This window comes from Pseudomonas sp. ML2-2023-3 (genome assembly GCF_037055275.1).
Taxonomy (GTDB): Bacteria; Pseudomonadota; Gammaproteobacteria; order Pseudomonadales; family Pseudomonadaceae; genus Aquipseudomonas.
The window spans coordinates 2,557,200-2,580,910 of record NZ_CP146343.1 but is presented as its reverse complement, the minus strand read 5'-3'; the positions used below and the strand labels follow the sequence as shown (position 1 = coordinate 2,580,910).

The 23,711-nt window shown below is 50.3% G+C and carries 19 protein-coding genes and 5 pseudogenes; 18 read left to right on the top strand and 6 right to left on the bottom strand.

What is annotated here, in order from left to right:
* Positions 1-32: 32 nt before the first annotated feature.
* On the bottom strand, positions 33-488 hold the full coding sequence (locus V6P94_RS11960) for a MarR family winged helix-turn-helix transcriptional regulator (protein ID WP_338649396.1): 456 nt from the start codon (positions 486-488) through the stop codon (positions 33-35).
* Between the two features lie 59 nt (positions 489-547).
* Here V6P94_RS11960 and V6P94_RS11955 point away from each other — a divergent pair, with 59 nt between their 5' ends.
* The 8 genes and pseudogenes from V6P94_RS11955 to rfbD all read left to right on the top strand — a co-directional run bounded on the left by V6P94_RS11955 (position 548) and on the right by rfbD (position 6,548).
* Entirely contained in the window at positions 548-1,084 is a 537-nt protein-coding gene (locus V6P94_RS11955) for a PaaI family thioesterase (RefSeq protein WP_338649394.1), read from the top strand.
* 204 nt (positions 1,085-1,288) lie between these two features.
* A pseudogene (locus V6P94_RS11950) lies at positions 1,289-1,426 on the top strand (transcriptional regulator); the annotation flags it as partial.
* A 55-nt stretch (positions 1,427-1,481) separates the two neighbouring features.
* Positions 1,482-2,492: an NAD(P)-dependent alcohol dehydrogenase gene (locus V6P94_RS11945; RefSeq protein ID WP_338649393.1), complete on the top strand. Its 1,011-nt coding sequence runs from the start codon at positions 1,482-1,484 to the stop codon at positions 2,490-2,492.
* Positions 2,493-2,570, top strand: a pseudogene (locus V6P94_RS11940) (transposase domain-containing protein); the annotation flags it as partial.
* Positions 2,571-3,179: 609 nt separating this feature from the next.
* Positions 3,180-4,262 (top strand): dTDP-glucose 4,6-dehydratase, encoded by a 1,083-nt coding sequence (gene rfbB / locus V6P94_RS11935; protein ID WP_338649392.1) that lies wholly within the window; start codon positions 3,180-3,182, stop codon positions 4,260-4,262.
* Complete coding sequence (rfbA, locus tag V6P94_RS11930) at positions 4,259-5,134, top strand: glucose-1-phosphate thymidylyltransferase RfbA (RefSeq protein WP_338649390.1); 876 nt, start codon at positions 4,259-4,261, stop codon at positions 5,132-5,134. Before rfbB ends, rfbA begins: the two co-directional genes overlap by 4 nt.
* On the top strand, positions 5,131-5,676 hold the full coding sequence (gene rfbC, locus V6P94_RS11925) for a dTDP-4-dehydrorhamnose 3,5-epimerase (RefSeq protein WP_338649389.1): 546 nt from the start codon (positions 5,131-5,133) through the stop codon (positions 5,674-5,676). The genes rfbA and rfbC overlap by 4 nt, the downstream gene beginning before the upstream one ends.
* Positions 5,673-6,548, top strand: coding sequence for a dTDP-4-dehydrorhamnose reductase (gene rfbD, locus V6P94_RS11920; protein ID WP_338649387.1), 876 nt, complete (start codon positions 5,673-5,675; stop codon positions 6,546-6,548). The genes rfbC and rfbD overlap by 4 nt, the downstream gene beginning before the upstream one ends.
* A 119-nt stretch (positions 6,549-6,667) precedes the next feature.
* Here the strand turns inward: rfbD and V6P94_RS11915 are convergent, their stop codons facing one another.
* Positions 6,668-7,105 (bottom strand): REP-associated tyrosine transposase, encoded by a 438-nt coding sequence (locus tag V6P94_RS11915; RefSeq protein WP_338649386.1) that lies wholly within the window; start codon positions 7,103-7,105, stop codon positions 6,668-6,670.
* 221 nt (positions 7,106-7,326) lie between these two features.
* On the opposite strand from V6P94_RS11915, the gene V6P94_RS11910 reads away from it, so the two are divergent.
* Positions 7,327-8,385, top strand: coding sequence for an IS110 family transposase (locus V6P94_RS11910; RefSeq protein WP_338649441.1), 1,059 nt, complete (start codon positions 7,327-7,329; stop codon positions 8,383-8,385).
* A 450-nt stretch (positions 8,386-8,835) separates the two neighbouring features.
* On the opposite strand, the pseudogene V6P94_RS11905 reads toward V6P94_RS11910, so the two are convergent.
* Positions 8,836-9,517: pseudogene (locus V6P94_RS11905) on the bottom strand (IS3 family transposase); the annotation flags it as partial.
* Positions 9,518-9,550: 33 nt separating this feature from the next.
* Here V6P94_RS11905 and V6P94_RS11900 point away from each other — a divergent pair.
* Together V6P94_RS11900 and V6P94_RS11895 are read left to right on the top strand one after the other, a co-directional pair.
* Positions 9,551-10,120, top strand: a pseudogene (locus V6P94_RS11900) (VacJ family lipoprotein); the annotation flags it as partial.
* A 342-nt stretch (positions 10,121-10,462) separates the two neighbouring features.
* The gene (locus V6P94_RS11895) at positions 10,463-11,197 is read left to right on the top strand and encodes a trypsin-like peptidase domain-containing protein (RefSeq protein WP_338649385.1); all 735 of its coding nucleotides are present in this window, start codon (positions 10,463-10,465) and stop codon (positions 11,195-11,197) included.
* Here V6P94_RS11895 and tnpB read toward each other — a convergent pair.
* The 3 genes and pseudogenes from tnpB to V6P94_RS11880 form a co-directional block, all read right to left on the bottom strand.
* A complete protein-coding gene (tnpB, locus tag V6P94_RS11890; RefSeq protein ID WP_338649439.1) occupies positions 11,129-11,362 on the bottom strand; it encodes an IS66 family insertion sequence element accessory protein TnpB in 234 nt (77 codons plus the stop codon). The two genes, V6P94_RS11895 and tnpB, sit on opposite strands and share 69 nt — an antisense overlap.
* A gap of 611 nt (positions 11,363-11,973) precedes the next feature.
* Positions 11,974-12,471, bottom strand: coding sequence for a transcription/translation regulatory transformer protein RfaH (rfaH, locus tag V6P94_RS11885; protein ID WP_338649384.1), 498 nt, complete (start codon positions 12,469-12,471; stop codon positions 11,974-11,976).
* Positions 12,472-12,864: 393 nt separating this feature from the next.
* A pseudogene (locus V6P94_RS11880) lies at positions 12,865-13,939 on the bottom strand (IS630 family transposase).
* 368 nt (positions 13,940-14,307) lie between these two features.
* Between V6P94_RS11880 and V6P94_RS11875 the strand changes: the two are divergent.
* From V6P94_RS11875 to V6P94_RS11845, 7 genes are all read left to right on the top strand, one after another.
* Positions 14,308-14,760, top strand: a complete 453-nt coding sequence (locus V6P94_RS11875) for a low molecular weight protein-tyrosine-phosphatase (protein WP_338649383.1) — start codon at positions 14,308-14,310, stop codon at positions 14,758-14,760.
* A 44-nt stretch (positions 14,761-14,804) separates the two neighbouring features.
* The gene (locus tag V6P94_RS11870; protein ID WP_338649381.1) at positions 14,805-17,036 is read left to right on the top strand and encodes a polysaccharide biosynthesis tyrosine autokinase; all 2,232 of its coding nucleotides are present in this window, start codon (positions 14,805-14,807) and stop codon (positions 17,034-17,036) included.
* 329 nt (positions 17,037-17,365) lie between these two features.
* Positions 17,366-18,658 carry an oligosaccharide flippase family protein gene (locus V6P94_RS11865; protein ID WP_338649379.1) on the top strand — a complete coding sequence of 431 codons (1,293 nt, stop codon included), beginning with the start codon at positions 17,366-17,368 and terminating at the stop codon, positions 18,656-18,658.
* Positions 18,655-19,890, top strand: a complete 1,236-nt coding sequence (locus tag V6P94_RS11860) for a polysaccharide pyruvyl transferase family protein (protein WP_338649378.1) — start codon at positions 18,655-18,657, stop codon at positions 19,888-19,890. Before V6P94_RS11865 ends, V6P94_RS11860 begins: the two co-directional genes overlap by 4 nt.
* Positions 19,891-19,901: 11 nt before the next feature.
* The gene (locus V6P94_RS11855; RefSeq protein WP_338649376.1) at positions 19,902-20,879 is read left to right on the top strand and encodes a glycosyltransferase family 2 protein; all 978 of its coding nucleotides are present in this window, start codon (positions 19,902-19,904) and stop codon (positions 20,877-20,879) included.
* A gap of 114 nt (positions 20,880-20,993) precedes the next feature.
* Positions 20,994-22,433 (top strand): mannose-1-phosphate guanylyltransferase/mannose-6-phosphate isomerase, encoded by a 1,440-nt coding sequence (locus V6P94_RS11850; protein ID WP_338649374.1) that lies wholly within the window; start codon positions 20,994-20,996, stop codon positions 22,431-22,433.
* Complete coding sequence (locus V6P94_RS11845; protein ID WP_338649372.1) at positions 22,434-23,708, top strand: hypothetical protein; 1,275 nt, start codon at positions 22,434-22,436, stop codon at positions 23,706-23,708.
* The last annotated feature ends 3 nt before the right edge of the window (positions 23,709-23,711 follow it).

Genomic DNA, 23,711 nt, shown 5'->3' with positions numbered 1-23,711 from the left:
TAGTAATCCTTGAAAAGTTATGCAGATAGTGATCACTCACCCGATTGCCCGTCAGGATTGCTATCAAGGCATTCGATAAATGTATCGAGTAAATCGTGCAACGCAGCGACACGCTCAACTCCCAACCGTTCGTTGAGTGCCGTTTGTGCCGTTTTCCACGCCCGCTGTCCTTCGGCTTGTTTCGTACGCCCCGCCTCGGTCGCCTCGACCAGGCGGCTCCGAGCATCCTTGCCTGCGCCGATCTCCAACAACCCCTGCGCAGCCAGCGGCTGCAGGTTGCGCGTCAACGTCGAGGCATCCATCTGCATGCGCCTGGCCAGATCCCCTGGCTGGATGGGGCCTATCCTGACCACGTACGACAGCAGTGCGTACTGCGTGTTCTTGAGCCCCGTCTCGGCGACATAGTGATCGTAGTGACGCGTCACCATGCGTGTGAGCTGGCGAAGCTTCAGATTGGTGCAACCCTGTGGCTTTATGATGTTCTTCATGCGCTATATTGTACTTGCAAATATTGCATATACAATTATGTTCGAGGAAGGAGTAGCCGATGGATGTCGATCAGGTTGTGGCGCGTTGGGAGGCGGACGAAGCGCGTGTCCGCACGCGGTTGAGTGCGCCCGGCGCTGAGCCAAAAGCACAGGTCTTTGGTCGCTCGGGCATGGAGATGTTTGAGGCGATCTTCTCCGGTGAGCTGCCAGCAGCGCCAATCGGCGACACGCTCGACTTCGTGCCGATTCACATGGAACCAGGTGCTGCGGTCTTCCAGGGCCGACCGCAGCGCCGGCACTACAACCCACTGGGCACCGTACATGGTGGTTGGTTCGCCACGCTGCTCGACTCCGCTGTCGGCTGTGCGGTGCATTCAACGCTGCCCGCTGGCAAAGGCTTCACCACCTTGGAGCTCAAAGTGAACATGGTTCGCTCCCTGAATGATGGGGTGCCGCTGGTACGCGCCGAAGGCAAGGTGATCCACGCGGGGCGGCAAGTGGCGACGGCCGAGGGCCGCATCGTCGGCCCGGACGGCAAGCTGTATGCGCATGCGACCACGACATGCCTGATCTTCGAGCATTCCGCGGCAGGTTGAGCGGACAAGGCTGATTCGGTTGGGCACTCTTGCATCTCGAGCCCAACCTGACAGGCGAAGCGCTTAGCTATTTCTTCCGTTTTCTCTATCGCCCCCGTATAGGTGTAACGGCTTGCAACGAAAACAGCCGTGCTCGCAATCAGCGCAATTTTCGGCTCAGATTAACTGCAACTGACGGAGCGCCCCGGCTCACATTAGCTGCGAGCGTCTTCTACTGCGTCTGCACACTTAGCTATCTTGCAACGTGCCGTATTAACCACCCGCATCGGAAAATGGACTTACTACCGACGCAACGAGGAGGCGATTGATGATTTTGCGGCTAGGTTGACCATCGAATTGTAATTTATAACCTTTCATTTCGTTATTTCGCGTAATTAGAAAATACAAGGAAACCCCTATGAGCAGCAAAGCAATCTTCGTCCAACCCGGTGGCGGCTATGAAAAGGTTGTCGTTGGCAGCAGCGAAGTCCGAGCCGCAGCGCATGGCGAAATCACCGTGCGCCTTCGCGCCAACTCGCTCAACTACCACGACTTCGCGGTGGTCAGTGGTATGTGGGGCCCTAGCGAAAAACGCATCCCCATGGCCGATGGTGCAGGTGAAGTCATTGCTATCGGCCCAGATGTCACTGAATTCAAGGTGGGTAACTCGGTCGTCAGCACCTTCTTCCCGGAGTGGATCAGCGGTGCACCACTGGTTGAGGGCTTTGTTAGCGTGCCAGGTGATGGCATTGACGGCTACGCTCGTGAGCAAGTGACGGCCAAAGCCACATCGTTCACCCTCGCGCCGACTGGATACAGCCACGCTGAAGCTTCGACGCTTACCACCGCCGGCCTTACTGCATGGCGCGCCCTGATGGCCGATGACTCACTCAAGCCGGGCGACACCGTGCTCGTTCAAGGCACTGGTGGCGTTTCAATTTTTGCCCTGCAGTTCGCTAAAATGGCCGGTGCTACCGTCATCGCTACCTCTTCAAGCGACGAAAAACTTGAACGTCTGAAAGCGCTAGGCGCTGATCATGTGATCAATTACCGCAAAGACCTTAACTGGGGCGAAACTGCACGCGCTCTAACGGGTGGCCGTGGTGTTGACCACATCATCGAAGTCGGCGGCCCTGCGACGCTTGAGCAATCGATGATTGCAATTCGGGTTGCTGGTCACATCTCCGTCATCGGGATATTGAGTGGCGTAAGCGGCGCAATGAATTTTGTACCGGCACTGATCAAGCAAGTGCGTCTGCAGGGTGTGTTGGTGGGTAGCCGCAGCCAGCAGCTAGACATGATTCGAGCCATCAATTCTAATGGCATGCGCCCGATTATTGATCGTCATTTCCCTTTGAGCGAGATTGTCGAAGCGTTCAAGTATCAGGAAACCAACCAGCATTTTGGCAAAATTTGCCTGCATATCTAAGCACGCATGAATGGGCATGATCCGTATGCCTATCTCAAAGATGTGCCGACACTGCTGCCGACGCAGCGGGCGAGTTAGATTGGGCCATTGCTGTCTGTCGCAACCGGCAGCAATTGGCCGATTTCTGCCTATCGCCACCGGCAGTAATGGGCGTTCTCTGTCGGTCATTGCCCCGAGACTTATTGGTCAAATGCAATGCAAATAGCTGGTCAGTCGCAATGCAAAAAGGTGGTTAAGACCATGCAGTTACTCACCGCGAATGTCCAGTTGAGTACACCTCAAGCGGGCGTCAGGTGGTTCACTGGCACCGCGTCAGACTAGGCCGCTTTCTGCATTTTCTGACGCTATGGCGTGCACCTCTACGACCTCAACCTGACAGAAAGAGCGCTTAGCGTACGAAAATTTCCGTTTTCTCTATTCGCCCCATTGAGAATGCGCAGGCCTGGGGGGGGGGGCGGCGGTGAGTGTGGTGATGGTAGTGGCATTGTGGCGTTGTTTGCGAGTGCGGTAGTTCCAAACCCCACAAAAGCCATTACTTGGCTATCACGCATAAGCGTAATAACAATTTATTCCATATTTCTGAAATACGAATTGGATAAAAGAAGTTTGATGTAGGTAAAATCCCGCCTTCTCGAATCACACCCGGGCCAAATGGCCCATTGTCCTTAGGGAAAAAAGGCACAACTTATGCGTATCCTAATTACCGGCGGCGCCGGCTTTATCGGTTCGGCGCTCGTTCGCCATCTGATTGAAAACACCGAGCACGAAGTTCTAAACCTCGACAAGCTGACTTACGCCGGCAACCTGGAATCGCTGAGCTCCATCGCCTCCAATAGCCGTTATGAGTTCGTGCAAGCCGACATTGTCGATCAGGCGAGCGTGAGTGCCTTGCTGGCGCGTTTCCAACCGCACGCCATCATGCACTTGGCAGCCGAGTCTCATGTTGACCGCTCCATCGACGGCCCTTCGGATTTCATCCAAACCAATATCGTCGGCACCTACAGCCTGCTGGAAGCCACCCGTGCCTACTGGCAGGGCCTGGAGCCAGCTGCTCGCGAAGCCTTCCGCTTCCACCATATTTCGACTGACGAAGTGTACGGCGACCTGCACGGCGTCGATGACCTGTTCACCGAAACCACCCCGTACGCGCCAAGCTCGCCGTACTCAGCCAGCAAGGCGGCCTCGGACCACCTGGTTCGCGCCTGGCAGCGCACCTACGGCCTGCCAGTGCTGATCACCAACTGCTCGAACAACTACGGGCCGTTCCACTTCCCTGAGAAGTTGATCCCGCTGGTCATCCTCAATGCCTTGGCCGGCAAGCCGCTGCCGGTATACGGCAATGGCCTGCAAGTGCGTGACTGGCTTTTTGTTGAAGACCACGCCCGCGCGTTGTTCAAAGTAGTGACCGAAGGTGTGGTGGGTGAGACCTACAACATTGGCGGCCATAACGAGCAGAAAAACATCGACGTAGTTCGCGGCATCTGCGCACTGCTTGAAGAGCTGGCGCCAGAGCGCCCAGCCGGCGTTGCAAACTATGCCGACTTGATCACTTTTGTAAAAGATCGCCCGGGCCACGACCAGCGCTACGCCATCGACGCCAGCAAGATCGAGCGCGAGCTGGGCTGGGTACCGGAAGAAACCTTCGAGACCGGCCTGCGCAAGACCGTGCAGTGGTACCTCGATAACCTGGAGTGGTGCGGCCGCGTCCAGGATGGCAGCTATCAGGGCGAACGCCTGGGCAACACCGACCATAAGGATTTGATTGCATGACTAAAGGTATCGTTCTAGCCGGGGGCTCAGGCACCCGTTTGCACCCCATCACCCTGGGCGTCTCCAAGCAGCTGCTGCCGGTGTATGACAAACCGATGATCTACTACCCGATCTCGGTACTGATGCTGGCCGGCATTCGCGACATCCTGCTGATCTCTACCCCAGTAGACTTGCCGCAATATCGTCAGCTGTTGGGCGACGGCAGCCAGTTCGGCGTCAACATCAGCTACGCCGTGCAGCCTTCCCCGGACGGCCTGGCGCAAGCGTTCCTGATCGGCGAAGAGTTTATCGGCAACGACCCTGTCTGCCTGATCCTTGGCGACAACATCTTCCACGGCCAGGCTTTTAGCAGCCAGCTCAAGCGCGCTATAGCCCAACCCAAGGGCGCTACCGTGTTCGGCTACTGGGTGAAAGACCCTGAGCGCTTCGGCGTGGTTGACTTCGATGACCAGGGCCGAGCCTTGTCCATTGAAGAAAAACCGGCAAAGCCAAAATCCCATTACGCAGTGACCGGGCTGTATTTCTACGACAACGATGTCGTTCAGATCGCCAAGGATGTCCAGCCATCGCCACGCGGCGAGCTGGAAATTACCGACGTCAACAATGCCTACCTCAAGCGCGGCGACCTGCAGGTCGAGCGTTTTGGTCGCGGCTTTGCCTGGCTCGATACCGGCACCCATGACAGCCTGCTGGAAGCCTCCCAATACGTGCAGACCATCGAGCACCGTCAAGGCTTGAAAGTCGCCTGCCTGGAAGAAATCGCCTACCACAACGGTTGGATCAGCCACGAGCTGCTGCTTGAGCGTGCAAAAGCGTTCGGCAAGACGGGCTATGGCCAGTACCTGTTCGCGATTGCCGAGGAAAGCAAATGAATGTCATCGAGACATCACTCCCGGGCGTGATGATTATCGAGCCGAAGGTATTCGGTGACGATCGTGGCTTCTTCTATGAAAGCTTCAATGCCAAGGCGTTTGCCGAGGCCACCGGCGTAAAAACCGAGTTCGTGCAGGACAACCATTCACGCTCCGCCCACGGCGTGCTGCGTGGCCTGCATTACCAGATTGAAAACCCACAAGGCAAACTCGTTCGCGTCACTGTGGGTGAAGTCTTGGACGTGGCCGTCGACCTGCGTAAAAGCTCGCCGACGTTCGGCCAATGGACCAGCGTGCGGTTGTCTGCCGAGAACAAGCGCCAGCTGTGGGTGCCGGAAGGGTTTGGCCATGGTTTTGTGGTGCTCAGTGAGTCGGCTGAGTTCCTGTACAAAACCACGAACTATTACACCCCGAGCGCCGAACGCTGCGTGCGTTGGAACGACCCAGACCTGGCGATCGACTGGGAATTTGAAGGCCAGCCGCTGCTGTCCGGCAAAGACCAGGCTGGCAGCCTGCTGAAAGAGGCCAGCCTGTTCCCATGAGCCGACCCCTGAACATCCTGATCAGCGGCCGCCATGGCCAGGTCGCGCAGGAGCTGCAAAAGCAGCTCGGCGACCTAGGCACCCTACATGTGCTGGGTCGCGACCAACTCGACCTTGCCCACCCGGAACGCATTCGCGAGCAGGTCCGTGCCATCAAGCCGGACCTGATCATCATCGCCGCCGCCCACACCGCCGTGGACCAGGCCGAAAGCGAGCCAGAACTGGCCTTCACCATCAATGCCACCGCACCAGGCATCTTCGCTGAAGAAGCCAAGGCGCTGGGCGTGCCGTTGATCCACTACTCCACCGACTACGTGTTCGATGGCAGCAAGGACGGGGCCTACACCGAAGACGACCCAACCAACCCGTTGGGCGTTTACGGGGCGAGCAAACTGGCCGGTGAAAAAGCAATTGCCGCGACAGGCTGCGACCACCTGATCCTGCGCACCAGCTGGGTGTACTCGCTGCACGGCCGTAACTTCTTGCTGACCATGCAGCGCCTGCTGCAAGAGAAGCCAGAGCTGCGCATCGTCGCCGACCAGATCGGTGCGCCGACCTGGGCCGGTGCCATCGTGCAGAGCACCCGCCAACTGATCGAGCGTTGGCGTGATGGCCAGGCAGGCGCGTGGGGTACCTACCACCTGACGGCACAAGGCGAGACCTCCTGGTTTGGTTTTGCCCTCGCCATTGGCGAGCAGTTGAAAGCCCAGGGCAAGCCCTGCGCGCAGCTGTTGCCGATTCCGTCGAGTGATTACCCAACGCCCGCCCAGCGGCCGTTGAACTCACGCCTGGACTGCAGCCGCCTGCAACGGGAATGGCAAGTGAGCCAGGCTGACTGGCACACCGCACTGCTCGAGTGCCTACACGGCTAGAATCACGGCCGGGACACCCGTAGCCGCTGCCGTAGGCTGCGATGCGGCCCGATGGGGCGCCAGTGCGGTCACGCGAATCTGCGCCCGCTTCGCGGTCGATCGCAGCCTATCGGCAGCGGCTACAAATAATCCCCTACCTTCTTCACCAACCCCGCTCTCAAGGGGTTGGCGATGATGTAGCGGGCAACGGTTTTCAAATTTTCTTCCTTACGCAACGCGTGATCATGAAACCCTTTCTGCCAAATGGGGCCGGTCCGCCCGAAATGGCGATTCAGGCCCAGGGTTGAACGCGACTTCATGCGGCCAATGACCCGTGACAGGTCATTAGTTTGAAGCTCAATCAGCCAATGGATATGGTCAGGCATGACAACCCAACAGAGAGACCTGGCTTCGCCCTCCTTTTGAGCCTGTTTGAAGGTATTGATTAGGGGTAGAGCATCGGACCATTCCTGGAAAAAGGCCTGGCGGCCTAGGGTGGTGACCGTGATGTGGTAAATGCGGTTTATGCCTGAGAATCGGCCGAAGCGCAGATTTTTGGCATGGTGTGGGGTGGGCATTCCTTTGCCTCCTTGGGTTTAAAGAGGGAAAGGTATCCGAGGATAAGTAGAGGCAGGCGTGTGGTAATGCAGCAGTATGTGTCCGTGCCTGAGGTAATTGGATGGACTCGCCCAAGCCGAGGCGTCAATGCGCCACGGTGGCAGTCTAAACAGCCAACGACAGCGAGGGCGAGTCCATGAAAAAGCATACTTCGATTGATCAATCATTGTCTTCTGCCGATTTGTCGGCCTGCACTACCGTGGCGGTCGACCTGGCCAAGCATGTTTTCCAGCTTGCCGGCGAAGACGCCCTCGGCAAGGTGCATTACGAGCAGCGGATCAAGTCGCGCGAGGCGTTCTACGAGTTTCTCCGCCAGCTGCCGCCTCATGTCGTGGTCTTGATGGAAACCGGCCCGGGCGCTCAAGCCTGGGCCCGGCAGCTGCAGGATCAAGGCAATCTGGCGCGCATCCTGCCTGCCGGTCTGGTGGCCAAGCATCGCAGCGGCCCTAAAAATGATCGCAACGATGCGCTGGCAATCCTGCGCGCCGGTCGCGACGAAAAGATCTGCGCAGTGCCGGTCAAAACTGTCGCGGCGCTGGCCATGCAGGCATTGCATCGTGCCCGTCAAGGCTACGTGCGTCGCCGCACCGCCGTGAGCAATCAGATGCGTGGCCTGCTGCTCGAACACGGGATTGCGCTGGCACAGGGCGACGTTGCGATCAGCCAGAAAATCCCGCGGATATTGGAGGATGCCACCCAGCCGGTGCCTGCCATGTTGCGTGAGCTGATCGATGAACTGTTGGCCGAGTGGCGCCATTTGGGCGAGCGCATCAACGTCCTGACGGGACGCCTGGAAGTGGCCGCGAACGCCGACAAGACAGCCAAACGGTTGATGACCGTGCGCGGCATCGGCCCAATCACCGCTACGGCGCTGGTGGCCAAGGAAACCAAGCCTGAGCGCTTTGGTGATGCTCGAATGTTCGCCGCGTACTTCGGCATGGTCCCTGATCAGCACAGCAGTGGGAATACGGTTCTGCTGGGGGATATGACCAAGCGAGGCGATAGCTATTTGCGCAGCCTGATGATCCAGGGTGCCCACGCGGTATTGCAGCAGTTGCGACCTGATTCGCAACATCCCGACGACCGCCGTTTGTTGCGCTGGATGAGCCGACTGGGCCGCAAGGACGCAGCGATCAGGTTGGCCAATCGCAACCTGCGCATCGTCTGGGTGCTTTTACAGAATGACCAGACTTATCGTCGCCAGCCCGCCGATGGCCAGCAAGCGACGATGAGCCACTGATCCACCGAGTTCTGCCACCGAGGTACCTACTGACCAACCTGTTGCTAAAAAAACATTGACCCCTGGTAAGACCGGCGTGGATGGATGCCTAAGCTCCTACTGGCCTTCGAGGCCTGACTGTAATCGGCATGCCACGAGCTCTTCCAATTTTGACCAGAAGCCGACGACGGCTTCCTCGAATAGGCCTAATACATAGATGCAACGGGGCGGCAGTTTTTTTGAAAGCGGGTAGACAGTGGGGGCGAGTCCATACATAGGAGCTGGCTTTAGCCGCGATGGGCGCACTGCGGTTTGCCTGATACACCGCATCGTCTGCATCGCAGGTAAACCTGAACCGGTCAAGAGATTTTGGACACCCGTTTAGGTCTTCGCTTTCCGGTCAGCATTGCAACCGAACGAGGGCAGGCTTTGCGGTGGTCAAGTTTTTCCGGACACCTCAATCGGTGATTGTCAGGCAGCCTGCCGCTCATATTGATTAGGCGGCAGGTAACCCAGTGTCGAGTGCAATCGCCCCTCGTTGTAGAACCTCACGATGTAGTCCGTGATGTCCTTGATTGCTTCGCCATGGTTGGCGTAATCCTTCCTCCAGGTGCGCTCCATTTTCAGGTTCAGGAAGAAGCGCTCCATCACCGCATTGTCCCAGCAGTTACCCTTTCGACTCATGCTGCAACGCCTGATAGACCGCACCTGCGTATTGGCTGCCTCGATCCGAATGGGCAATCAGACCAGGTTCAGGCTGCCTCTGCGCGATGGCCAGTTGCATCGCGCTGATCACCAACTCGGCCCGCATATGCGGTGCCATTGCCCAGCCCACGATCTTGCGCGAGAACAGGTCCATGACCGCTGCCAGGTACACCCAACCGCTTCGTGTGCGGATATAGGTGATGTCCGAGACCCATGACTGGTTGATCGCCTCGGGGTTGAACTGGCGGTTGAGTAGATTTTCAGCCACCGGCAAGTTGTGATTACTGTTGGTCGTGTGAACGAACTTGCGCTTCCAGATCGGGCGTAAACCCTGTTGTTTCATGAGACGACGAACCTTGAATCGACCGATGGACATGCCCTCACTGCGCAGCGCGCTCAGCAAGCGACGACTGCCATAGCAGTGCTCTGTTGACTCGAATAGGGTCTTGAGTCTGGCCACTGCCGGGCCGGGCAGGCAGGCTTGTACCACTTCAACTACCGCTTCGACCAATGGGTGTTCCTGCCGGTGGTGCATGGCTACACCTACGTCACCCCAGAACTCCTGCGCAAAGGCGTCAGCAACTTCTTCAACAACCTGGGCGACGTCACCAACCTGCTCAACAGCCTGCTGCAGCTCAAGGGCCAACGCTCGCTGGACATCACCGCCCGGCTGCTGCTCAACACCACCGTCGGCGTCGCCGGCCTGTGGGACCCTGCCGCGAAGATGGGCATCCCGCGCCAAACCGAAGACTTCGGCCAAACCCTGGGCTTTTACGGTTTGCCAGGTGGCCCCTATTTAATGCTGCCAATTTTGGGCCCCTCCAACCTGCGCGACACCGGTGGCTTGGCGGTCGACTTCAGCGCAGAATCGGCCATCAACTTCTTGAACGTATCGGACGTGAGCACCGACCACCCGGAAGTCTGGGTATTGCGCGCCATCGACCGGCGCTACAGCACCACGTTCAAATACGGGCAAACGAACTCGCCGTTTGAATATGAAAAAGTGCGTTACGTGTATACCGAAGCGCGTAAACTGCAAATCGCCGAGTAAAACCCGGCGATCAAAAAATGCAATAACGCCTTGGCGCGCGACAATAGTATGGCGCCAGGTTTAATAACGATATATCTCGCCGCTATATAGGAGCCTTATGAGCTCCTAAGCCTTTAATATCAAGGCCTCCAGCAAAAATACCATCTGAAGCAGCCCACCCTTAAATAGCTGCCAACTCCCTATACTTTGTGACTATATAAAAAAGTAATTATCCCTAGAGCCATTCGTTCTAACGGAAAAATCTTTAATCTTCTTAAGTGATAACAACGGGCCATTTCAGCCCGCCGAGAGAGTGCTCTCTACTCCCCCCGCAAACCTACTCCAGACAAGACGGTGAAGCTCATGACGAAGATCATGGCAATCGTATTTCTAGGAGCGTTAACAGCAGGATGCAACGGCATTGTAAAACCCGAACTCATGGGTAGCGATGCTTACTTCCAGGTCCATTCAGGCTTCCCCCTTCCATACGTCTTCTTGGCTTCGGCCGTGCAGTGGAACGAAGACTACGCCGTCACGGCCAGCCACGTCCCCTTGCTCCCCAATGTGCAACACACCTGCAGCACCGGCTGCGACCTGGTATTTTTCAAGCACAAAGCCAATGGCTACCTCCCCCACTGGCGAGCCCCCAAAACCGGCGAACGCATCACCGCCGAAGGCGCCAGTCCGTACCTTACCAGCGCCAGTGGCCAAGGCCGGGTGTATTCCACGCCCTTCTTCAACACCAACGACAACAGCGGCGACCGCTACGCCATCCACGACGCGCCGCTAATCAAAGGCATGTCCGGTGGCCCGGTCATAGCCGCAGACGGCAGCGTGGTCGGCATCAACATCGGCTACCACAGCATCACCCCAGAAGAACAAGCCAAACACCCCGGCATCAAGGACGCACAGCGCATCAGCGTGTTCCTACCGTATGCCGTCATCCAACGCGAATGGGTGATCCTGCAAGCGAAGCTACACCCACCGGAAGCCCCGAAATACGTCAATTCATGCCCGGATTATACCCAACTACGCGACAAATCGCGGGGCCAAAACTTGATGCGGACGGTTGCGCCACAGATCAAAACCATCGAGTAACCAGTTCAGTTCCTGAACCGTTAGCACAATGGCCTCGTCGGTCACATCGGGGGATGTTTTGAAGCGCTCAGCCTCGAGGCGTTTGAGCCAAAGACAGAAGCCGTTTCGCTCCCAATACAACACCTTGACCCGGTTACGGGTTTTGTTGAGGAAAACGAAAAGCACCGGGTCGAACACCGCGACTTTAATATCCAGCTCGACTAGGAGTCTGTCGGACTTTCCGCGAAAACCCTGAAAATGAGCAAAAAACAACCATAAAATTGAGTACTACGTGAATTCTACGGCATCAAGCTTCTGTGACTTGCTTAGAAATCACGTAGCGTCGCCTGATTTTTCTAAGCCCGACAGGCTCCTAGGGCGGTCAGCCCGTCGATGGATTTTCGGAAGTCCACGGGCTTGGGGTAGAGGTAGACTTTTTCAACTTTGGCGTCGGGACGCATCATGGTGGCTGGCTCCTGAAAGGGATCGGGAGCGCAACATCAGGCTTCTATTAGCAGCTTTGAATGTGGGGTTCGTGGTGCGCTTACCACGGATACGCAAGAGGGCATTGTTGTGGAGATCAGCCAGCGGGGCGTGGCTATCGATGGCAAGGCAAGGAAGGTCGCAATTGTTCGTGAGGGGAATGTACTGAGGCATAGTTGGCTCTCCGCTATGAATGGGTTTTATCCATTTAAAACGAGTCGCCAAACTCGGTCGCCATGCGGGCGACCGACAAAATATAAACCGCCCGTTTCTGCTCGATCAAGCATCGAAACATAGCGACACAAGACAATCGGCTAGAGCTTTCCTATGCCCCGAAGCGGTAAGCTGAACTGATGTTGGCGGTGTAACAGGTTCAACAGCAACACCACCCGCTCATCTCCGTCCATGCGCAGGTAGATAGCCTGCAGGTCGGCAAACGGCCCCTCGACAATCTGCACGGCCTGACCACTCACCAGCTGCAACTCAATTTCACCCGCTTGGGCTTCCTGCAGCCGCAACTGCTCGATCAAGGCATCCGCCACCGCCAGTGGCTGATTACCAAACGCTACCACCCACAGTACCCCGCGAGTAGAACGCAAAGGTCCCCAATTATCCTGATCATCCAAGTGAATAAACAGATAGCCCGGAAACAACGATTCTCTGACCACCGAACGCTTACCTTGGGCAACGCGCTCACGCAGATACTGAGGCCGGAAACAGCTGTACCCCTGCCTAACCAGATTTTCTTCCGCGCGTTCTTCCTGCCGGGACTTGCACTGAATTAAATACCAAACCTTGGCTGTAGATTCCATTTCCTTACTTCCGCCCCAACATTTCAATACTACATACGCCTTGTATCCATCGGCGTACAGCTACATTTTTTGCGAGGCCGGAGTATATCAGCGACACATTTTTTTGCCAGATCGGCATATTCTTGTAACTTTCAAATCAACTGAACAGCCTAACAAAACAGCAACTTATTGACGCCAAATACACTATTTAGATCCAAAGAGAATAGCCCGTAATCAATCTGGCATATGCCAGTCCAAAAAGACTACATTCGGAAACCGCGTCCTGATCACCAACCAGCGCCACCTCGCCACTCGTCGAAAATAAAAAATGCCTCGTTAACGCGCCCTTCCCCTTTGCGTTGCACCACAAGGTGGCGACTCACACTGACCCGAAATCGCTAGTGGGCTGAGCGGTTAATCCATTAATTTATTTTTTATCACGCTCAGCTTTGCTTTATGCACCGAACTAATGATGGCCTCAGCCGTTTTATTCCACTTGAACGGCTTGGCTGAGTGCTCGTTGTGAGCCTCGATAAATTGACGGATAGCCGCCTTTATGTCGGCGACGCTGGTGAAGGCACCCCGGTACAGCGCTCGTCTTTCCAGTTGTGCAAACCAGCCTTCCACGGCGTTGAGCCAAGACGCACTGGTCGGTGTGAAGTGCAATTTCCAGCCACTGATTGATTGCAGCCGTTTTGTGGGTTGAACTGTTATCCAGAATCACATGCAGATCCAGCCCAGCGGGTGTGCTGCGCTCAATCTGTTGCAGGAAAGCCAGAAACTCCTTGGCTCGATGGCGCTGGGTAATCCGTCCGATGACTTGGCCGGTCATGATGTCGAAAGCCGCGTACAGACTCGCCGTACCATGGCGCTTATAATCATGAGTCCGACGTTCTATGTGACTTGGGCGCAGCGGCAACATCGGCTGAGTGCGATCCAACGCCTGGATCTGGGTTTTCTCGTCAACCGATAGCACCAGAGCGTTATCCGGCGGGTTCAGATAGAGCCCAATCACGTCGACCACCTTGTCAGCGAAGTGAGGATCGTTGCTGATTTTGAAGGTCTTCAGGCGATGGGGTTTGAGGTCGGAAGCCGCCCAGACCTGGCGAACCTGCCACGTGGTGACCCGCGCATACTTGGCCATCAAACGAACGCTCCAGTGAGTGGCCTCCTTGGGGACGCGCTGGGTCGTCAGCGTGAGAATTTCGTTGATTTTTTCCGGCCCAAGCTTGAGTGGCTGACCGCTGCGTGGCAGATCTTTCAGCCCTTCGATTCCAGCTTCCAGATAGCGTTTTCGCCACTTGAATACCGTCGGTGGTGTGACCTGCAACTGGTCACTGACGGCTTTGGGCGTCATTCCATCAGCCAGCAGAAGCAGGATGCGAGCCCGCTCGGCAAGGGCCTGTCTCAAGGTACTCATCCTCATCCAACCTTGCAGGGTAATGAGATCAGAAGGCGTTAAAGCGAAGGGAGAAGCTGGCCGAGACATGCGTATAACCAATCCATGAAATTGGGTGCACAGTATATCGTCGCTTGTAGGGAAATGAATTAACCGCTCAGGACATTAGCGTGAAACAGACCGTGAGAATCAAGAATAGTTCGCTTTTCCTGCAGCCCTCTACCCAGATAGGTTGGCGCAAAAATAAAGGTCAGCCTGTGATCTAAAGCAACAAAACACACAACCGTGGAGATTCCCTACAAGATGGCAAAATAGTGGCGTTTTTCACTACCCCAAAAGCTTTCAAGAAGGTGAAAGCCCCCGCAACTTCGGGCTTTCGAGCTTGACACTCTTGTCACAGAACCTTACATTCCCACGCTTCTCACTTTCACCGATGACTCCGCACAAGGAAGGTCGCTTTGTTCCAAAGGGTATTGATCGTGTGCATTGGTAACATCTGCCGTAGCCCTACGGCAGAGCACCTGCTGCGTGGCGCAATCCTCAAAGCCAAGCCTGATTCTGACATTCAGATCAGCTCTGCTGGCTTGGGAGCCCTCGTCGACCACGCCCTTGAACCGACCGCCCAGGAAGTCCTCCAGGAGCGCGGCCACCCGCCGATGGACCATAAGGCTCGCCAGCTACGATCTGCACTGGTCAGCGAATCCGATCTTATTCTTGTCATGGAACAGCGCCATATTGAAGGCGTGCTGCGGATCGCTCCTGAAGCCAGGGGTAAGGTTCTGCTCCTGGGCAAGTGGCAAGACAACCGTGAAATCGACGACCCGTATAAACGAGGCAAGCCTGCATTCGTTCATGCTTATGCGTTGATCGAAGAAGCTGTAAACGCCTGGGCCCAACGTCTCGCACGTTGAGAGCCACTTTCTCGAATTGCAGTACAGATAAAGAAAATCGACTTATGCAGCAAGCGGCTGTAATACACTCAACTGATAGTGATAAGGAAGACCAGATAGACCTGTTTGGGATATTTGGTACCGTAATGGATCATAAATGGCTTGTCGTTGGTATCACCAGCACTTTTACAGCCATTGGTTTAGCTTATGCCTTGCTTGCAACGCCTGTGTATCAAGCTAATGCGATGCTCCAAGTAGAAGCAAAGAAAAGTGACATGTTAGGCTTTTCAGATGTCAATAGCATTCTTGGCAAAGAGTCGCCCTCAACAACTGAAATTGAACTTATAAAATCTCGGGCGATTATCGGAAAAGCCGTAGATAATTTAAGCCTAGATATTACAGCTGAACCTAATAAATTCCCAATAATTGGTGACTTCATATATCGCCGATTCAAACCTAAAACTTCAAATGAGATCGCCGAACCGCTATTTGGCATGCATAGTTATGCGTGGGGCGGGGAAAAAATTGAAATATTTCAGTTAGACTTGCCAAAAAACCTATTGGGCGAAGAATTAACCCTAGTCACAGGCGTCAATGGTAAGTTTAGTTTGCTTGATAGCAAGCAATCGCTCCTGCTTGAGGGTAAAGCTAGTGAAGAAATAGACGAAAACAATATAAAACTACAAATCTCATCTCTTATTGCCAACCCAGGGACTAGATTCACTATTACTCGCAGCCCTAGACTCACTAGCATATTGGAATATCAAAAAAATCTGGATGTTTCTGAACGTGGTAAAGAATCAGGGATCATCGGACTAGCGCTAGAAAGCTCAGAACCAAATCTCGCAATAAAAACTTTAAATGAAATTGCAAAACTCTATGTTAGACAGAATGTTGAGCGTACATCAGCAGAAGCGGCTCAGAGCCTTGAATTTCTGAAAGAGCAGCTACCTCAAGTTCGCAGGGATTTAGAGAAAGCTGAAACCGCTCTCAATAAATACCAAACACAGAGCAAATCCGTAGATATTAGCCTAGAGACTAAAGCAATCCTTGATCAGATTGTTGCTTTGGATACGAGTATTTCTGAGCTTAAACTTAAGCAAGCTGAAATGGATCGAAAATTTACTCGCCAACACCCGGCTTATAGGGCACTACTTACACAGATTAATGAACTGAGCAGCAAACAAGCCGGACTTGCCAAAAAGGTTGAGGGGCTTCCATCAACGCAACAAGAGTTGCTGAGCTTGACACGAGATGTACAAGTTAGCACTGAAATTTACACCCAACTACTAAATAAATCGCAAGAACTCGACGTAATGCGAGCGGGTACCGTTGGTAATGTACGACTTATTGATGTTGCGGACGTAGATCAATCAAAACCAATAAAGCCTAAAAAAGCCTTGATTGTTGTGATCGCCACGTTACTGGGCGCTTTGTTCGCAGTAATTTTGGTTTTTATCCGTAAAAGCCTAAATAGAGGCTTAGAAAACCCCGAAGCTATTGAACAGATGGGGCTGCCTGTATATGCGTCTATTCCTTACAGCTCACTGCAAAAATCGCAAGGCGATAAAAACGAAAGCGGGCGGGGGAGAGCAGTACGAGCCGCTCCGTTACTCGCTATAAGCCACCCTACAGATTTGGCTGTGGAAGCCATTCGGAGCCTTCGTACTAGCTTACACTTTGCGATGCTTGAGGCGACTAATAATCGTCTCATGATCTCGGGCCCGAGCCCTCATGTAGGTAAATCTTTTGTTTCAGCCAACCTGGCCGCAGTTATTGCACAAACTGGTCAGCGCGTTTTGCTGGTTGATGTAGACATGAGAAAAGGGTACCTGCATAAAGTTTTAGGCGGTATTGTCGAAAACGGCTTATCTGATCTATTAATAAATCATTGCGATCTTAATAAAGCCATACAAAAGACTGGGATTGAAGGATTCGATTTTATTTCACGAGGCAAAATTCCACCCAATCCGTCTGAGCTACTGATGCATGAAAATTTCAGTAAATTTCTCGATCAAATTGGTAATCTCTATGATTTGGTAATTCTTGATACTCCTCCACTTCTCGCAGTTACAGACGCTGCGATTGTTGGCCGTCAATCTGGAACCAACCTAATTGTAACTCGTTTCGGCCTCAGTCCAGCGCGAGAAATTGAGCTGACAATGCGGCGATTTGCTCAAAACGGAATTGATCTGAAAGGAGCAATTTTCAATGGCGTGGAGAAACGTGCGTCCGCCAAGTACGGATATGGTGGGTATGGATATTATCAATATGAATATAAATCTGACCAAGCATAATATATTTTTCTAAACACAACACCGACCATGAATAGGATGTGTTTTGTATTTTTCATGAACCGGTATTTTAGACAATAATACGATATGGCGCGAATAGCGCTGGCACAATAATAGCAGGACCCTAAGAAATAAGCGTTCTCACCGTCACGGGAGCCATATCATTATAGTGAATTCGTCCTCAAGAATTAGACGCCTAATCTTGGGGCGGTAGCGTGCCTATTGTTAAAACAAAGGCAAAAAGCACCAATGCAATTGGCAGCTGGCGTCATCCCACTTGTTTTTATAATCAGTTTTGCGCATATGATCATTGACTTAATCCAGGATGCATAATGAGCAAAGGAAATGCTGTAAAAGCGATACTATTATTATGGACGGGGACAATATTTGGAGCAGTTTGCGCTTTTTTAACTCAAGTGATAGCGGCTAGAGCACTTGGCCCAGAGGGTTATGGCGAGCTTTCAGCCGGCATTGCGACAGTAACATTGATATCACCATTAGCCGCATTCGGAATTCAAGGTCTATTATTAAAAATATTTGGTGAAGAAGGTATTTTTGGAAAACGCTGGCTAAAAATTTCTTTTAGACTTTTCTCCATAAGCACAGCAACTACAGCCTTAATAGTTTTGGCATGGTCAAATTTAGGCCCTCACACCACCACGACCTCCAGTCTGTTAAACGTACTGATGGTGCATGTGCTTGGCATTGCAGTAGTCGAGATGGTTAGTGCCAAATATCTCCTGGAAGAAAAGCACAAGCTATTATCTCTCTGGCAAACACTACCAAACCTCTTAAGGCTTATTCTTGTCAGTACAGTGCTATTTAGCGCCGGTAACAATATTGATCCTTTCTACATAGCATGCTGCTATGCCGCAGTATCTGCGCTTATAGTTATAGTCAGCATACGGCCATTAGGTCAGCTATATAAAGGCGATATCGCGCTCCCATATACGCCCTCAAATTTCATCGTTCCCACACCTGCCACCTTTGGTAACTTCTTTAAAAATTGCTTCCCATTTGGAGCTGCGGGTATACTATTCTTAATATACTTCCAAAGTGACATTGCACTTTTAAAATATTTAGTAGGGAATCATTCTGCCGGAATATACAATACCGCATTTACGATCTTGGGAGCGATCTATTTACTACCAAATGTAATCTACGGCAAATATCTTTTACCTAAACTACATCGTTGGGCCAACCATGACAGGACGACCCTCTATAGGGTATACAAGCAGGGAAATAAGATAATGCTCAGCTTGGGGGCACTGTCAGCAGCAAGCCTTTTACTAGTTGCGCCTTTCGCGATACCTATTGTATTCGGCCAAGAGTATAAAACCTCAGTAACTATTGTAATGATCCTTGCTTTCTGCATTCCTTTCCGTTTTCTTTCCACAAGTGTTGGCTCTGTACTTACTACAAACAACCAAATGTCACATAAAGTAAAATGCATGTCCGTAGTAGCCGGTATAAATATTTTACTTAACTTAATTCTTATTCCTTCGTATCAGGAAGCTGGCGCAGCTTATTCAACCTTGGCGTGCGAAGCAATATTACTTATACTTTACTATACCTCAGTAAAAAAACGCGTTTTTTATACTGAACAACAAGAGATTAAACCATGAAACAGATTTATTTGACAGGCGGCTGGGGCTATGGAAATAAAGGAGATAATGCGATACTTGAGGCCATGCTAAAAACCTTAGACTCAAAGCTTAAAACCCATAGTGTACTACTAACATCATACTCCCCTAAAGAAACATTAAAGCAACACAAAATTACAGCAACGCCATCTATTCACAACTTGCTTCACAAGCGGAACCCACTAGCATTATTTCATAATTTTTCTGTCTGGCTTTGGCGAAAAAGCAACCATCGCATACTACTATCACCTCAATTAAAAAAACACTTGTCTGACATGGGAAAATCCGATCTGGTTGTACTAGGCGGAGGTGGATATTTTAATGACGCATGGAGAAGCAAGCTTTCATCTATTTATGTAGAAATAGAGATGGCAGAAGCTGCTAAAACACCAATTATGGTCTATGGACAAACTGTCGGTCCGTTCGACTCAAATTCTATTCAGGGCAAACTTTCGAAAAAGCTTTCATCTTTTTCGAAAATCGCCTATCGCGATATTCAATCTCTTCAAATATTGGAAAAATCACTGGCTAATAAAAACAACTTTGTTTTTACGGCAGACGAAGCAAATTTACTAGAGACATGCGACTACGAGCATTTAAACCGAAAAACCAAAAACAAGATATTGGTCGGTGTAATGACACAAAAATATAGACCTCACTTGGGCGTATATGGCCCCTCACCAACAGGAAAAATAAAAACGTCTGACGAGTATGTGAAGCAGCTAACATTGTCATTAACAAAACTAAGCCAACAAGTTAAAGATATCGAATTCTTATTTATTCCGAGCACAACCTGGGATGAGGAGACTTGTAAAGTTGTATTTAATAACTTAATCACCAATGGCTGCGTGGCCACGTTGATTTCAGACCCAAAAGCAGATGAATTTATTGGGGCATGCCAGTCAGTTGACCTGATGATTAGCACAAATATGCATCCGATAATAATCGCGAGCACTGCGTGCAAGCCCAGCATCGCAATCTCATATCATTACAAGCTTGATGATTATATGAATTCGGTGGGTTTGAGTGAATATACTGTTCGGATTGATGACTTTACTGCTGAAGAACTTTTTAAGAAGAGCGTAGATGCACTCGCACAAACAGAAGTTCTGGCTGAGGTAGTACGCAAAAATCACGCAATTGTAAAAAGCCGTGCCAATAAAAACATTGAAGCAGTAAAAGAAATATTAAACACTGCCCCCTCCCTCAGCTAAGAGCAATTGCTTTGACTTACATCATAGTATTGAACTGGAATGGGGCCAAGGACACTATTTGCTGCCTGAGTAGCCTACTGGCATTAGAACGTACTAAAAACTTCCGCATAGTTATATGTGACAATTTCTCTACTGATAACTCTTACAATACAATTAGAGATTGGCTGTGTAACCCTGGAAATGCGTTATCACAAAATCACTCGCTGGTAGAGCTAACAAAAAACGAAGCTGAAGCTTACCTAGATGATCGCAAAAAAAACGATATATTTCTGATTCAGACTGGTAACAACCTAGGCTTTGCGGGCGGCAACAATGTAGGTATCAGGTTTGCACAAAGACAGGCAAACATGGAATATGTCTGGGTTCTTAATAATGATACGGAAGTCAAACCAAACAGCCTAGTAGAATTAGTCAAAAAATGTTCGGAAGATCCCACGATTGGCCTATGCGGCTCCCGACTGATATACGCACATGATCATAAAAAAATGCAAGGCTTAGGCGGAATATATAACTCTTGGCTTTGTACCACTAAGCACTATGCCGCATATGAGCCTAGCGATTCGCTAATAGATGAGCGTTTTGCCGAAAGCCAGATTGATTACATTATTGGCGCATCGATACTAATGACTAAGGCCTTCATTGAAAAAGTAGGAATCTTCTGCGAAGACTATTTCTTATACTATGAAGAACTTGACCTTTGCTTCAGAGGGCAAACACATTTCAAAATTGGTATTGCTAGCAATAGCCATGTAATTCACAAAGAAGGTGCGAGCACGAACTCTGGAAAAAGCGAAATATCCGAATATTACAAAATAAGAAACAGACTGTTATTTACTAAAAAATTCAACAAACACAAACTACCTATAGTCTGGTCCAGCTTGATTTTAGTGTCACTTATAAGGCTTTATAGGAAGCAGCCAGAAAAAGCAAAAAATATAATAAGAATAATGTTTTCCTCCACATCAAGAAAACATCATAGTCATGTATGAGCTAGCTGTATATTTCGTTTAGAAGAAATCAAATAACGTTTACAGAACTAGATTAGGTTAATTGAGTTTTTTATTTACACAACAGAGCTGATTAAAAATCTAAGGGCAATGAATATGAGTGTTAACGTTCTACCTATAATAATGGCTGGAGGAACAGGCTCCCGCCTATGGCCACTATCGCGGGAACAAAATCCAAAGCAGTTCATTCAGCTTGGTGACGCTAACCATTCAATGTTGCAGGCAACTATTGAACGATTAGAAGGATTGAATACTCGTACTCCTCGTTTGATTTGCAACGAAAGTCATCGCTTTATTGTTGCTGAGCAATTACGGCAAATGCAAATTGACGACTCCGACATATTGTTAGAGCCAATTGGTCGTAATACTGCACCTGCAATTACGCTGGCAGCACTTCAAGCCGTCAACGACAATGATGACCCCATACTACTAGTACTTGCTGCCGATCATTTAATTCAAGAAGCTAATAAATTTACAAACTGTATAGAAAGTGCCATACCTTTTGCAGTCGCCGGGAAGTTAGTCACATTTGGCATAACGCCTACACATGCCGAAACGGGCTATGGCTATATTGAAAAAGGTGTGTCTGTAGGTTCTGAAGGTCACCAAGTCAGTCGCTTCATTGAAAAACCAAATCAAATACTCGCTAAGGAACTTGTAGATAGCAAAAACTATCTTTGGAACAGCGGTATGTTTATGTTCCGAGCGAGCCGCTATCTACAAGAAATAAAAAAATTCCGACCCGATATATTAGATTCATGTAAAAAGTCTCTAGCCGGTGGATCTAAGGATATGTATTTTACCCGACTAGACGAATCAGCTTTTTTCGATTGCCCAGCAGACTCAATAGATTTTGCTGTAATGGAAAAAACTGAAGACGCAGTGGTTGTTGAGTTCAACGCAGGCTGGAGCGATATCGGTTCATGGTCCGCCCTGTGGGATGTAAGCGATAAAGACAGTTCAGGTAACGTTATAAAAGGTGACGTAATCGCAAGTAGCTCGAAAAACAATTATATTCACTCTGATAGTAGACTAATTGCAACATTAGGTATTGAAAATTTAATTATAGTTGAAACAAAGGATTCGATTTTAATTGCGCATAAAGATCACTCACAAAATGTGAAAGCCATAGTTTCTCACCTTAAAGATCACGAGCGAACCGAGCATGTGAACCATCGTGAAGTATATCGTCCATGGGGCATGTACGACTCAATTGATAATGGTCATCGCTATCAAGTTAAACGGATAACAGTAAAACCTGGGGCGAAGCTATCCGTGCAAATGCACCATCATCGTGCTGAACATTGGATTGTTGTAAGTGGCACGGCGAAAGTCACAAATGGAGAAAAAACATATTTAGTGACTGAAAACCAATCAACGTACATCCCTATCGGCCAAGTTCATGCTCTGGAGAACCCAGGCAAAATACCTTTAGAACTTATAGAAATACAATCAGGCGCTTATTTAGGTGAAGATGACATAGTTCGCCTTGAAGATAAGTACGGTAGAATAAAACCAACTGACCCAGCAAAATAAATGTCCAGCCTAGAACTTACATACAGGTCAAGCCTACTTTTAATATGCTGGCTTGCACTACTATATCTTTACTTGCTAGCTTCGAAACGTGAAAAATCCTTCCTCAATATTTTGACACCATTTGTTTTGGTGTTTTCAATCAGGAACTATTTCCTCGAAGGGTGGCGACTGTTCAGAACAGAACCGTGGGGCAGCGATACTTCTTTCACCATGGTCGTGCTTACGAGCACCATCCAAGCAGCTGCGCTCATAATAGGCTTTATGGTAATACGCAAAGATCTATCGTTACGCTTTTTTCAAATTAAAAAGGCAAGTAAAAGCTACTGGCTCGAATCTCTAATTTTTCTTGCGCTAGCTATTTTTGCATTTCTACCAATATATCGTGAATTTGGTCTGCTCGTTATTTTGGACCCTAGAGCCGTTTACATTCAAACTCGAACTGGCTGGGGACTTTCGTACTTTCTTTCAAGTTTTTTTGTATACTTTTCTTTGCTGTTTACACTATTTTCCATAACACCCAAAAAAACAAATATCGCCCTAGTCATATGTTTTTATAGTATTTTGCTATTCGCTCTAGGCTCCAAAGGGAAAATTCTAGGTGCGTGGATGATGGTATTTTTTTGGTATTTAAAAACATTCCAGCCTCGTTTTTCCGCAAAAATATCCTTGGTGGTGCTTGCTGCCTCTTTGCCTTTAGCTGCAATATTCATCAGCACCTTTACAACCGGGGAAAGTAATAATCAGGGAGGAACGCTAACAAAAATTGATTATGCATCATTATACTCCGACTACAATAAGAACGAAGCTCTTGTACTTGATGACAATTTTGACATTGAGTTCGGTAGAATTTTCTTCGAGGATTATGTCGTTTCAAAAATCCCTAGAACTTTGTATCCAGAAAAGCCAAAAGACTTTGGGCAATTCTCGCTGGCAAAAAAATATTATCCTGATTGGTTTTATGGTGATACAGGTTCCCCATCCTTTGGCAAAGCTTCTTATTTTGTAGATTTCGGTTACCTTGCAATATTGATAATACCTTTAGTGTCATTTTTATCAGGCTGCGTCCTATCTCTGCTTTGGAATAACTCGAAAGTAACAAAAGACCCTTATAACTTTTCACTATTCCTACTTTCAAATGGTGTAGCTTTTCTAGCCGCTGGCGCAGGATCTTTTACGATTGAAACACTGATCATTATCACTATTCTTTTTTATATGAGATACCATTACATATCAAAGCCCAAGTTAGCAGCGCTTCGCACTTCAACTCCAGCCTGACCT